Raw genomic sequence first — 12,547 nt, 5'->3', positions numbered from 1 at the left:
CCGGGATCGTCGGCACCCCGCGGCGGGGTCTTTCCGGTGACCACCCGCGGGCAATGAAGGGTCGCGGTGATCGGTCAGGACGCGCCAGCGGCCTGATCACCGTGACCCGGCCCCGGCGGGAGCGGCGATCAGTTATCAGCGCGGACCTACGACATCCGGATCTTGAAGTTATTCTGCTTCTGAGGTGCGCTTTCCCGGAAGAGCATGCCGGCGGGAAGCGATGCCGGAGCGCGACGGGACCCCGCGCACCGGCATTCACCCGATACCGCTCAGAAGATCCCTTCCGGCGCCTGGTCCAGCTCCGACTCCGGGGTGGCCGACGGGTTCGACGGCGCCGGGACGCCGCGGACCACCGCGCGGATCGCGGCGGCGACCGCCGGGGTCACGCGCGGGTCGAAGACGCTCGGGATGATCACCGTCGGGTTGAGTTTGTCTTCGCCGACCACGTCGGCGATGGCGCGGGCCGCGGCCAGGGCCATCTCCTCGGTGAACTCCTCGGCGCTGACGTCCAGCATGCCGCGGAACACGCCGGGGAAGGCCAGCACGTTGTTGATCTGGTTGGGCTGGTCGGAGCGGCCGGTGGCGACGACCGCGGCGTGCTTGCGGGCCTCGCGCGGGTCGACCTCCGGGTCCGGGTTGGCCATCGCGAAGACGATCGACCGCGGCGCCATCCGGGCGATGTCGTCGCCGGTGAGCAGGTTGGGGGCGGAGACGCCGATGAAGACGTCGGCGCCGACGATGGCACCGGGCAGGTCGCCGGAGTAGTTCGCCCGGTTGGTGTGGTCGGCCAGCCACTGCATCGACTCGTTGAGGTCGGGCATGCCGCGGTGCAGGGCGCCCTTGCGGTCGTACGCGATGATGTCGCCGACGCCCTGGCGCATCAGCAGTTTCATGATCGCGGTGCCGGCCGCGCCCGCGCCGGAGACCACCACCTTGACGTCCTGCATCCGCTTGCCGACCACGCGCAGCGCGTTGGTCAGGGCGGCCAGCACACAGATCGCGGTGCCGTGCTGGTCGTCGTGGAAGACCGGGATGTCCAGCTGCTCCTTGAGGCGCGCCTCGATCTCGAAGCAGCGCGGCGCGGCGATGTCCTCCAGGTTGATCCCGCCGTACGCCGGGGCGATCGCCTTGACGATCTTGACGATCTCGTCGGTGTCCTGGGTGTCCAGCACCACCGGCCAGGCGTCCACCCCGCCGAACCGCTTGAAGAGCGCGGCCTTGCCCTCCATCACCGGCATCGCCGCGGCCGGGCCGATGTTGCCCAGACCCAGCACCGCCGAGCCGTCGCTGACCACGGCGACCGTGTTGCGCTTGATGGTGAGCCGGCGGGCGTCGGCCGGGTTCTCCGCGATCGCCATGCAGACCCGCGCCACGCCCGGCGTGTACGCCCGGGACAGCTCGTCCCGGTTGCGCAGCGCAACCTTCGAACTGACCTCGATCTTGCCGCCCAGGTGCAGCAGGAAGGTCCGGTCGGACACCTTGCGGACGTCGACCCCGTCCTGCTCCTCCAGCTGCTTGACGACCTGGTCGGCGTGCGCCGAGTCGGCGGTGTCGCAGGTCAGGTCGACCAGCACCCGGGTCGGGTCGGAGTCCACCACGTCCAGGGCCGTCACGATCGCCCCGGCCTCGCCGACGCAGGTGGTGAGCCGGCCGATGGACGAGGCATCGGCGGTCACGGCGATACGGATCGTGATCGAAAATCCTGCGCTCGGCAGGCGGGTGGTCACCACGGCTGTCCCTCCGACGTTGGTGGGGTGATCGCACAAATTGTCGCTCGGACGGAATGTTCGATTCCTCCGCGGTGGTTACTAGTGAGTCAGCCACGGTTATGTGGATGCGGTCGCCCGCGTGACATGCCACGATCGGGCGGAGGAGGTCACTTTTGCGAAACACGTACCAGGCTCCCGTGCTCGACGAGCCGGACCTGACGACCGGCGATCTGGAGCTGGAGGAGCGGCACTCGCTCAGGCGGGTGGCCGGTCTCTCCACCGAGCTCACCGACATCACCGAGGTTGAGTATCGCCAGCTGCGACTGGAGCGCGTGGTCCTGGTCGGCGTCTGGACCGAGGGCAGCGTCGAGGACGCGGACAACTCGCTGACCGAGCTGGCCCAGCTCGCCGAGACCGCCGGCTCCCAGGTCCTGGAGGGCCTGATCCAGCGGCGCCGGCAGCCGGACGCGGCCACCTTCATCGGCCGAGGCAAGGTCGACGAGCTGCGCGACGCGGTGGTGGCCAGCGGTGCCGACACGGTCATCTGCGACGGCGAGCTGTCCCCGTCCCAGCTGCGCAACCTGGAGCAGCAGATCAAGGTGAAGGTGGTCGACCGGACCGCGCTGATCCTGGACATCTTCGCCCAGCACGCGAAGAGCAAAGAGGGTAAGGCCCAGGTCGAGCTGGCCCAGCTGCAATACCTCCTGCCGCGGCTGCGCGGCTGGGGTGAGTCGCTGTCCCGGCAGGGCGGCGGCGCCGGTGGCGGTGGCTCCGGCGGCGGCGGCGTGGGCACGCGTGGTCCCGGTGAGACCAAGCTGGAGACCGACCGCCGGCGGATCAACCAGCGGATCGCGAAACTGCGCCGCGAGATCAAGGCGATGCGCACGGCCCGGGACACCAAGCGGTCCCGCCGGCAGGCCAGCGGCACTCCCGCGGTGGCGATCGCCGGCTACACCAACGCCGGCAAGTCCAGCCTGCTGAACCGTCTGACCGAGGCCGGCGTCCTGGTGGAGAACGCGCTGTTCGCCACCCTGGACCCGACCACCCGGCGGACCTCGGCGGAGGACGGGCGGGTCTACACACTGTCCGACACGGTGGGGTTCGTCCGGCACCTGCCGCACCAGATCGTCGAGGCGTTCCGCTCGACGCTGGAGGAGGTGGCCGACGCCGACCTGGTGGTGCACGTCGTCGACGGCTCGCACCCGGACCCGGAGGGTCAGGTCAGCGCGGTCCGCGAGGTGCTCGGTGAGGTCGGCGCCGACCGGATCCCCGAGCTGCTGGTGATCAACAAGATGGACGCCGCGGACGAGGAGACCGTGCTGCGGCTCAAGCGCGCCTGGCCGGACGCGGTGTTCGTGTCGGCGCGTTCCGGGTCGGGCATCAGTGAGCTGAGGGCGGCCATCGCGGAGCGGCTCCCGCGCCCGCCGGTCGACATGCGGATCCTGCTGCCGTACTCGCGGGCCGATCTGGTCGCCCGGGTGCACCGGACCGGGCAGGTGCTGCAGTCCCGGCACCTGGACGACGGGACCGAGCTGAGGGTGCTCGTCGATGAACGGCTGGCGGCCGATCTGGAGGAGTTCCGTTGCTGAGAGTCACCTGTCCCGGGGTGCGAAAAGCGACACCTATGGACCTTTGACCAGGGTTGATCCACGCGTTACACCGATGGGTGACGCCGCATGCGACACTGTGCGGATGCGGCGTCTCGTGTTCTCGATCGTTCTGGGTGTGGGCCTGGTGGCGATCGGTGGCACCGGCGCGTCTGCCGCTGATCCGACGCCGACGGCGACGGTCAGTGCCAAGGCGACGGCCGGTAAGAAGATTTGTGAGATCAAGAGCCCTCTGCTCAACGAGGTCTCCGGTCTGGTCGCGACGAAGTCGGGATTCGTCGCCATCAACGACAGCACGGACGCCACCCGGCGTTTCGTCTTCTTCCTGGACACCAAGTGCGCCATCCAGCGGAAGGTCAGCATCGCCCTCTCCCGTGACACCGAGGACATGATCCTGTCGCCGGACGGCAGGACGCTCTGGATCGCCGACACCGGCGACGACGACGCGCTCAAGGGCCAGCCCGCCCGGTCCAACGTCGGGCTGTGGACGATGCCGGTGACCGGGGCGCAAGCGCCGGTGCTGCACCGGCTGAGCTATCCGTCGGGGGACCAGCACGACGCCGAGGCGCTGCTGCTCGACGGTGACGGCCAGCCGCTGATCGTGAGCAAGGAGATCGGCGCGGCACACGTCTACAAGCCGTCCGGCCCGCTGAAGGACAACAACGCCACCGGCGTGCCGATGACCCGGGTCGCCGAGCTGGCGCTGCCGGCCACCGAGACGCCGGGCAACGCGTTCGCCCGGGTCTTCAACAAGGTGATCACCGGCGGCGCGATGGCGCCCGGCGACGGCAAGGTGGTCCTGCGCACCTACACCGACGCCTGGGAGTACGACGTCAAGGGCGGCGACGTGCTGGCCGCGCTGAAGACCAGGCCCCGGACCACGGGCCTGCCGAACGAGCCGTTCGGCGAGGCGATCTCGTACAGCCCGGACGGCAAGACGTTCTACACCGTCTCCGACATGAACGGCGACGCGAACACCGCGAACTGGATCATGCAGTACGACCCGGCCACCACGGTCGCCGCGCAGTCGAAGAACCAGTCGGACGGCACCGCGGACGCGGCGTGGTACACGAAGCTGAGCGTGAGCCAGATCACCTACCTGGTGGGCGGCGTCGGCCTGATCGGTCTGCTGCTGGTCGGCGTCGGGGTGATCGGGATCGTCCGGTTCCGCAAGGCGCACCCGGCCGGGGTGACCGTGGACGACGCGGACTCCGGGCCGCTGGGCAAGGACGACAACGAGCTGATCGGCGTGGGCAGTGGCGCCGGGTACGGCAGCGGCAACGGCCCGGTCTACGGCAGTCAGCCGCGACCCGGTGTCTACGGCGGCCAGGGCGGCAGCGGGCAGGGCGGCGGTGGCGGGCAGTACGGCCGGCCGGCCGGGCAGCAGCCGCCCCGGCCGCCCCAGCAGCAGCCGCAGCAGCCACCTCGGGGTCCGCAGCAGCCGCCGCGCGGTGGTCCGCAGCAGCCGCGGCCGCAGGGCGGCGGCGTCTACGGCGGCCAGCCGCAGCGTCCGCAGGGCGGCCAGCCGCAGCGTCCGCAGGGCGGGCAGCCGCAGCGTCCGCAGGGCGGCCAACCCCAGCGCCCGCAAGGTGGGCAGCAGCGGCCCCAGGGCGGCCAGTCGCAGCGTCCACAGGGTGGCCAGCAGCGACCTCAGGGTGGTCCGCCGCGGCCGCCGCAGGGCGGTGGTGGTCGGCCACCGGGCGGCACCTACGGTGGGCGCCCGCAGGGGCCGGGCGACGGACGTCGCTGAGAGAAGGGCCGGCGGATGCCGGCCCTTCTCCGTTCGCGCGGTCAGACCCGGCGCAGCACGGCCACCACGCGGCCCATGATGGTCGCGTCGTCGCCGGGGATCGGGTCGAAGGCCGGGTTGGCCGGCATCAGCCAGACGTGCCCGTCACGCTGGCGGTAGCTCTTCACCGTCGCCTCGCCGTCGATCATGGCGGCCACGATGTCGCCGGCCTCGGCGTTGGGCTGCTGGCGGACGACCACCCAGTCGCCGTTGCAGATCGCCGCGTCGATCATCGAGTCGCCCTTGACCTCCAGCATGAAGACCTCACCCTCGCCGACCAGCTCGCGCGGCAGCGGGAAGAAGTCCTCGACCGCCTGCTCGGCGAGGATCGGGCCGCCGGCCGCGATCCGGCCGACCAGCGGCACGTAGGCCGGCTGCGGCCGGGCCGCGCGCAGTGCCTCGTCGTCGACCAGCTCACCGGGGGAGCGGACGTCGACGGCACGCGGCCGGTTCGGGTCGCGGCGCAGGTAGCCCTTGGTCTCCAGAGCCTTCAACTGATACGCCACACTGGACGGGGAGACCAGGCCGACGGCCTCGCCGATCTCCCGGACGCTGGGCGGGTAGCCGTATTTCTCGCCCCACTCGCGGATGAACTCGAGGATCCGCCGCTGCCGGGTGGTGAGGGCACCGGCGACCGGCTCGGCGACGTTGTTCAGCGGGGTGACCGAACGCAGCTGCGGCGCGTCGGCCGAACGGGCCCGGCTCGGTGTGCGCCGGCGCATGGCGGCCGCGGCACTGCCCGGGTCCTGCCTGATCGGTTGCTGCTGTCGGCTCGTGCGGTCGTCGGTCGACACGTCCGCCCTCCCTGTCGGCCAGTGCCTGTCGGCACGTGGTGCGTCGCGGAGCCGGATCGCGCCGTGGGGATGGCGTTTGTCCGGCTGACCCCTCTTGACAGGAAACCGTAGTAGGCGCGCGCGACATATTCAAACATCTGTACGAGGTTTTACCGGCGTGTCGCCCGTCAGGACTGGATTTTAGTACTCGCGTTCTGATAAACCGTCGTACGGGCGTTCTATCGAACGGGTGTCCGAGAGAGGGGAGCTGTCATGGTGGTCACCGGTGGAGCTCGGCACACCGCGCCGCCGTTGCGCCTGACCCGCCGGGGCCGGGTGGTCCTTCTCGGTCTCTTCTTCGCGGTGTCGGTTCTCGCGAGCGTTGTTTTGTTCACGACCGCGTCCCGCGGCTAATGCGCCGCTTGCTCGTCATGTCCGGTTCGCCGCCGTGCCGGGAAACGGTTTCCCGACGCGCCCGGTGATCGTGCCGTCACCCCAGCGTGTTGAGGTGCAGAATACGGCGCGTCGGCACGTCACTTAACTTGCGCCGGCGTCCGCACCGGCATAGCGTCTTCCCCAACATGTAGTGGTCACAGAGATGCACAGCATCCACAGGTTGGGTTTCTCTCCCCGGATTTCCACAGGTTCGTTCACAGTCCCGCCGATGTGCCATCGCGGTGAGGCTGTGCTTCGGCGTGTCCGGGGTAGCGGTGAAGGGGGAGATCGCGGTGCGTTGCCCGTACTGCCGGCACGCCGATTCGCGTGTCGTGGACTCGCGCGAGGCCGATGACGGTCAACTGATCCGTCGCCGCCGCTCGTGTCCCGAGTGCGGCAAGCGGTTCACCACGGTCGAGGAGGCGGTGCTCGCGGTGGTCAAGCGCAGTGGCGTCACCGAGCCCTTCAGCCGGACCAAGGTCATGAGTGGGGTGCGCAAGGCCTGTCAGGGCCGGCCCGTCGACGAGGACTCGATCGCGCTGCTCGCGCAGCGGGTGGAGGAAGCCGTCCGGGCCCGCGGCGCCGCGGAGATCCCGAGCCACGAGGTCGGTCTGGCGATTCTCACGCCCCTGCGTGAACTCGACCAGGTCGCCTATCTGCGGTTCGCCAGCGTCTACAAGGCCTTCGACTCTCTCGACGAGTTCGAGAAGGAGATCGCCGCGCTCCGCGAGGCGCCACCCGTCCGGGACGCCGGGACGCGACACGCCGTCGCGCCGCGGTCCGGGACGGCCCGTGTGCCCAGGATCAACGGCTGATAACGAAGTTGTCTACGAGGGGGAGCACATCAGTATGGCCGGAGACGGCATCACCGCGGGTCGCCAGCGCAGCCGGACGAACACGAACGGCGGCGACGCGGCGGCGGCCGCGGGGCTGCGCGTGGAGCGGGTGTGGACGACGGCGGGCGTCCACCCGTACGACGAGGTGGAGTGGGAGCGCCGGGACGTCGTCATGACGAACTGGCGGGACGGCTCGATCAACTTCGAGCAGCGTGGCGTGGAGTTCCCCACGTCCTGGAGCGTCAACGCCGCGAACATCGTGACGACCAAGTACTTCCGCGGCGCGGTGGGGACGCCCGAGCGGGAGACGTCTCTGCGCCAGCTCATCGACCGGGTCGTGCAGACCTACCGCCGGGCCGGCGAGGAGCACGGCTACTTCGCGAGCCCGGCCGACGCCGAGGTCTTCGACCACGAGCTCACCTGGATGCTGCTGCACCAGGTGTTCAGCTTCAACTCGCCGGTCTGGTTCAACGTCGGCACCAAGTCGCCGCAGCAGGTCAGCGCGTGCTTCATCCTCTCCGTGGACGACTCGATGGACTCCATCCTCGAGTGGTACAAGGAGGAGGGCCTGATCTTCAAGGGCGGCTCCGGCTCCGGGGTGAACCTGTCCCGCATCCGCTCCTCCAAGGAACTGCTGTCCTCCGGCGGCACGGCCAGCGGCCCGGTCAGCTTCATGCGCGGCGCCGACGCCAGCGCCGGCACCATCAAGTCCGGCGGCGCCACCCGGCGTGCCGCCAAGATGGTCATCCTCGACGTCGACCACCCGGACATCGAGGAGTTCGTGCAGACCAAGGCGCGTGAGGAAGACAAGATCCGCGCGCTGCGGGACGCCGGCTTCGACATGGACCTGGGCGGCGCCGACATCGTCTCGGTGCAGTACCAGAACGCCAACAACTCGGTGCGGGTCAGCGACGAGTTCATGCGGGCGTACGAGGAGGGCACCGAGTTCGGTCTCCGTGGCCGCCTCGACGGCGAGGTCATCGAGACCATCGACGCCAAGAAGCTGTTCCGCGACATCGCCCGGGCCGCCTGGGAGTGCGCCGACCCCGGCCTGCAGTACGACGACACCATCAACGACTGGCACACCAACCCCGAGACCGGCCGGATCACCGCGTCCAACCCGTGCTCGGAGTACATGTCGCTGGACGACTCGTCCTGCAACCTGGCCTCGCTCAACCTGATGAAGTTCCTCCGCGCCGACGGCGGCTTCGAGGTGGAGAAGTTCGTCAAGAGCGTCGAGTTCATCATCACCGCGATGGACATCTCGATCTGTTTCGCCGACTTCCCGACCGAGAAGATCGGGGTCACCACCCGGGCCTACCGGCAGCTCGGCATCGGCTACGCCAACCTCGGCGCGCTGCTGATGGCCTCCGGCCTGCCCTACGACTCCGACGGTGGCCGCAGCGTCGCCGCGGCGATCACCTCGCTGATGACCGGCACCGCGTACCGCCGCTCGGCCGAGCTGGCCGGCGTGGTCGGCGCCTACGACGGCTACGCCCGCAACGCCGACGCGCACCAGCGCGTGATGCGCAAGCACGCCGCTGCCAACGACGAGGTCCGCGCCCAGGGCCCGGTCGCCACCGAGATCCTCCGTGAGGCCACCCGGCAGTGGAAGAACGGCAACAAGATCGGTGAGAAGAACGGCTGGCGCAACGCGCAGGCGTCGGTGCTCGCCCCGACCGGCACCATCGGCCTGATGATGGACTGCGACACCACCGGCATCGAGCCCGACCTGGCCCTGGTCAAGTTCAAGAAGCTGGTCGGCGGCGGCTCGATGCAGATCGTCAACCAGACCGTGCCGCGCGCGCTGCGCAGCCTCGGCTATCCCGAGGAGCAGGTCGAGGCGATCGTCGAGCACATCTCCGAGCACGGCAACGTGGTGGACGCGCCCGGCCTCAAGCCGGAGCACTACGCGGTCTTCGACTGCGCCATGGGCGAGCGGTCGATCGCCCCGATCGGTCACGTCCGGATGATGGCCGCGGTGCAGCCGTTCATCTCCGGCGCCATCTCCAAGACCGTCAACATGCCGGAGACGGCGACGATCGAGGAGATCGAGGAGATCCACTACCAGGGCTGGAAGCTCGGCCTGAAGGCGCTCGCGATCTACCGCGACAACTGCAAGGTCGGCCAGCCGCTGTCGGCCGGCAAGACCGCGAAGGCCGCCGCGCCCGCCACGGTCGAGGCCCCGGCCGCGGTCGAGAAGGTCGTGGAGAAGGTGGTCGAGTACCGCCCGATCCGCAAGCGGCTGCCGAAGAAGCGCCCGTCCGAGACGGTCTCCTTCTCGGTCGGCGGCGCCGAGGGCTACCTCACCGCGTCGTCCTACCCGGACGACGGCCTCGGCGAGGTCTTCCTGAAGATGTCGAAGCAGGGCTCCACCCTGGCCGGTGTGATGGACGCCTTCTCGGTCGCCATCTCGATAGGCCTGCAGTACGGCGTCCCGCTGGAGACGTACGTCAGCAAGTTCACCAACATGCGCTTCGAGCCGGCCGGCATGACCGACGACCCGGACGTGCGCATGGCGTCGTCGGTGATGGACTACATCTTCCGTCGCCTGGCGCTGGACTTCCTCGACTACGACACCCGCGCCGAGCTGGGCATCTTCACCGCCAAGGAGCGCACCGCCCAGGCGCAGGCCGAGGCCGCCGCCGAGGCTGCCACGGTCGACCTGGCCGGCATGGCGGCGTCCGCTCCGGCCGCGCCGGCGGTCGCTCCGGCCGCGACGCCCGGCACGTCCACCGTGACGGTCGCCGAGGCGAAGGCCGCCACGCCGGTCTCGGCCGGCTCGTCGACCGAACTGCTGGAGATCAAGACCGGGCACGCCGCCGACGCGCCGCTCTGCTTCACCTGCGGCACGAAGATGCGCCGCGCCGGCAGCTGCTACGTCTGCGAGGGTTGCGGCTCGACCTCCGGCTGCAGCTGATCAGTTCTCCCCGGACGGGCGGTGCGCTTTCGCGTACCGCCCGTTCTGCTTGCGGTCCGCTCCGACGCGCGCGGTCCGGTCCGTGGCCGGCTTCCGGTCCGCCTTCTCCCTGCGGTTCGTTGGTGCCTGCGGTGCGTCGATTGCGGGGTACGCCGTGGTCAGCGGCCGCCGTGGGTCTCGCGGAGCCAGACGCCGAACTCCACCGCCGTGCGGACGCCGTGGTCGACGACGGCGGTGGTGATGTCGAAGCCGTTGACCTCGGCGGGATATTCCGGGCGCTGGTGCCAGAGCTGCTTGATCGCCAGGATCGCCTGACGCTCCTCGTCGGTGAGCCGGGTGGCGAGGTCGCGGTGCCAATCGGCGGTCGAGGGATGGCCGTCGTGCAGCCAGATGGACAGGTCGACACGCCACTCGCCCAGCGTGATGGTGACCTGGTAACGCTGATCGGCCGGTTTGGCGTCGCGCTCGTCGCGATAGTCGAAACCGGTCACGCCGGGGATGGCGACCGCCCTGCCGAGCAGCGTGAGGACGTCGGCCGGGGTGAAGTCCGGACCGCCGAACAGCGTGACGTCGAGGTCGCGCCAGACCATCAGGCCGGACACGTAGCTGCCGGTCGGGGTGAGTGGTCCCAGCGGCTCCAGCAGCGCGAGCACGGAACGTGCCTCCGCCTGCAGTTCCTCGGGCCGGCCCATGTCGCCCTCCTTCCGTATCGATCGACGGGCGCGCTTTGTCGCCGATGCCCATTGTGGGACGTGCCCGGAACGGGGCCGATGACCGGTACGGCTTTAACGTGTAAGTTGAGGTGATGAGCAGCGTCGACGTCCTGCCCGCCCGGGTTGCCACCGCCAGGATCGCCGTCGGGGTGACGTTCGCGATGAACGGGTTGGCGCTCGCCGGGTGGCTGTCCCGGGCTCCCGCGGTCCGGGACGGGCTGGAGTTGTCGGTCGCCGGGTTCGGCCTGCTGCTGCTCTGCATGTCGGGCACGTCGGTCGCGTCGATCCCGCTGGCCGGTCCGCTGGTGCAGCGGGTCGGGCCGGCCCGGGCGGTGCTGCTGGCCAGCATGGCGATGGCGGCCGGTCTGGCCGTGCTGGCCACCGCCACCCTGCTCGGCTCGGTGGTGCTCGCCGGGGTCGCCCTGCTGTTCTGCGGTTTCGGCACCAGCACGTGGGATGTCGCGATGAACGTCGAGGCCGCCGACGTCGAACGCCGCCTCGGCCGGACCATCATGCCCCGCTTCCACGCCGGTTTCAGCCTGGGCACGGTCGCCGGCGCCGGTGTCGGTGCGGCCGCGTCGGCCACCGGGGTGCCGATCGGAGCCCAGCTGTACGTGACCACGGTGATCGTCGTCGCGGTCCAGATCGCCGTGGTCCGCCGTTTCCTGCCACACTCGGGTCCGGAGCCGGGCAGCCGGCCGGCGATGACCGCCGGGCAGGCTTGGCGGGAACCCCGCACCCTGCTGATCGGCCTGATCCTGCTCGGTTTCGGCTTCACCGAGGGCAGCGCCAACGACTGGCTGGCGATCAGCCTGGTCGACGGCTACCACACCGGCGACACGCTGGGCGCCCTGGGCTTCGGCGTCTTCGTCACCGCGATGACCCTGGGCCGCATGTACGGCGGCCTGGCCACCGACCGCTGGGGCCGGGTCCCGTCCCTGCGCCTCACCGCCCTGTCCGCCGCGGCCGGCATCCTGCTGGTCGTCTTCGGCGGCTCGGTATGGCTGGCCCTGGCCGGCGCCCTCTGCTGGGGAGTCGGCGCCTCCCTCGGCTTCCCGATCGGGATGAGCGCCGCCGCCGACGACCCGATCCGCGCCGCCATGCGAGTGTCCGTGGCCGGCTCCGTCGGCTACGCCGCCTTCCTGGCCGGCCCACCCTTGATCGGCTTCCTGGCCGAACACTTCGGCGTCCGCAACGCCCTCCTCTGCGTCTTCGCCGCCCTCCTCCTCGGCCTCACCGCCTCCCACGCCGCCAAGCCACTTCCCACCAGCTGACCCGTCCTTTGGCCGTCCCCGCTCCGCGTCCCGCCGTCAGGCTGGTCTCGTTTCGCGTTTCGCCGTCAGGCCACGCTTGCTCCGTGTTCTGCTGGCAGGCTGGTCTCGCTCCGTCTCCCAAGCTCTGGCCGCTCTCGCTCCGCGTCCCAGCGTCAAGCCGTCGGCCGTGCCTTGCCCGGCGGCCCGCCGTCAGGCCGCCGTAGCACCTTTCCCGCCGTCGAACCGTTCGCAGCACCTTCCCCGCCGCCGGCCGCAGCCGAATGCCCCGGCGTCGTCGTCCCGAGTCGACGCCCCGAGCCGCCGCCCTGCGTCGACGCCCCGAGCCGCCGCCCTGCGTCGACGCCCCGAGCCGCCGCCCTGCGTCGTCGTCCCGCCCTGCGCCGTGGCCTCCGTTTCGCTTCGCGTCCAAGGAATCCGCGGTCCAGGAGCGAGCTGCTGAACCGCACCGCATCGTCGGACCGTGCCCCGTCCGTCGGGCGCGCCATCGCCTC

General features: G+C 70.4%; 8 protein-coding genes. 5 read left to right on the top strand and 3 right to left on the bottom strand.

The window, feature by feature from the left end; all coding sequences use genetic code 11:
* Window positions 1-269: 269 nt before the first annotated feature.
* Complete coding sequence (locus ACSP50_RS35215; RefSeq protein ID WP_014694098.1) at window positions 270-1,730, bottom strand: NAD-dependent malic enzyme; 1,461 nt, start codon at window positions 1,728-1,730, stop codon at window positions 270-272.
* 152 nt (window positions 1,731-1,882) lie between these two features.
* On the opposite strand from ACSP50_RS35215, the gene hflX reads away from it, so the two are divergent.
* On the top strand, window positions 1,883-3,298 hold the full coding sequence (gene hflX, locus ACSP50_RS35210) for a GTPase HflX (RefSeq protein ID WP_014694097.1): 1,416 nt from the start codon (window positions 1,883-1,885) through the stop codon (window positions 3,296-3,298).
* 103 nt (window positions 3,299-3,401) lie between these two features.
* Window positions 3,402-5,066: a hypothetical protein gene (locus ACSP50_RS35205; protein WP_052311979.1), complete on the top strand. Its 1,665-nt coding sequence runs from the start codon at window positions 3,402-3,404 to the stop codon at window positions 5,064-5,066.
* Window positions 5,067-5,107: 41 nt separating this feature from the next.
* Here the strand turns inward: ACSP50_RS35205 and lexA are convergent, their stop codons facing one another.
* Window positions 5,108-5,827, bottom strand: coding sequence for a transcriptional repressor LexA (gene lexA / locus ACSP50_RS35200; protein WP_231957073.1), 720 nt, complete (start codon window positions 5,825-5,827; stop codon window positions 5,108-5,110).
* A 779-nt stretch (window positions 5,828-6,606) separates the two neighbouring features.
* Here lexA and nrdR point away from each other — a divergent pair.
* Both nrdR and ACSP50_RS35190 read left to right on the top strand, forming a co-directional pair.
* Window positions 6,607-7,128, top strand: a complete 522-nt coding sequence (nrdR, locus tag ACSP50_RS35195) for a transcriptional regulator NrdR (RefSeq protein WP_043516183.1) — start codon at window positions 6,607-6,609, stop codon at window positions 7,126-7,128.
* A 34-nt stretch (window positions 7,129-7,162) separates the two neighbouring features.
* On the top strand, window positions 7,163-10,069 hold the full coding sequence (locus ACSP50_RS35190) for a vitamin B12-dependent ribonucleotide reductase (RefSeq protein ID WP_014694092.1): 2,907 nt from the start codon (window positions 7,163-7,165) through the stop codon (window positions 10,067-10,069).
* A gap of 158 nt (window positions 10,070-10,227) precedes the next feature.
* Here ACSP50_RS35190 and ACSP50_RS35185 read toward each other — a convergent pair whose 3' ends face one another.
* Complete coding sequence (locus ACSP50_RS35185; protein ID WP_014694091.1) at window positions 10,228-10,761, bottom strand: hypothetical protein; 534 nt, start codon at window positions 10,759-10,761, stop codon at window positions 10,228-10,230.
* A gap of 113 nt (window positions 10,762-10,874) precedes the next feature.
* On the opposite strand from ACSP50_RS35185, the gene ACSP50_RS35180 reads away from it, so the two are divergent.
* Window positions 10,875-12,056 carry an MFS transporter gene (locus ACSP50_RS35180; protein WP_014694090.1) on the top strand — a complete coding sequence of 394 codons (1,182 nt, stop codon included), beginning with the start codon at window positions 10,875-10,877 and terminating at the stop codon, window positions 12,054-12,056.
* The last annotated feature ends 491 nt before the right edge of the window (window positions 12,057-12,547 follow it).

Origin of the sequence: Actinoplanes sp. SE50/110, from assembly GCF_900119315.1 — a bacterium.
In the GTDB taxonomy this organism is placed as follows: Bacteria; Actinomycetota; Actinomycetes; order Mycobacteriales; family Micromonosporaceae; genus Actinoplanes.
Note: the sequence above shows the minus strand (reverse complement) of the source record. Positions and strands in the feature narration are given on the sequence as shown.

Bases quoted from the DNA above. Each gene is read 5' to 3' on its own strand.
- ACSP50_RS35205 (WP_052311979.1), top strand. From the start codon at position 3,402: ATGCGGCGTCTCGTGTTCTCGATCGTTCTGGGTGTGGGCCTGGTGGCG.
- lexA (WP_231957073.1), bottom strand. From the start codon at position 5,827: ATGCGCCGGCGCACACCGAGCCGGGCCCGTTCGGCCGACGCGCCGCAG.
- ACSP50_RS35190 (WP_014694092.1), top strand. From the start codon at position 7,163: ATGGCCGGAGACGGCATCACCGCGGGTCGCCAGCGCAGCCGGACGAAC.
- ACSP50_RS35185 (WP_014694091.1), bottom strand. From the start codon at position 10,761: ATGGGCCGGCCCGAGGAACTGCAGGCGGAGGCACGTTCCGTGCTCGCG.
- ACSP50_RS35180 (WP_014694090.1), top strand. From the start codon at position 10,875: ATGAGCAGCGTCGACGTCCTGCCCGCCCGGGTTGCCACCGCCAGGATC.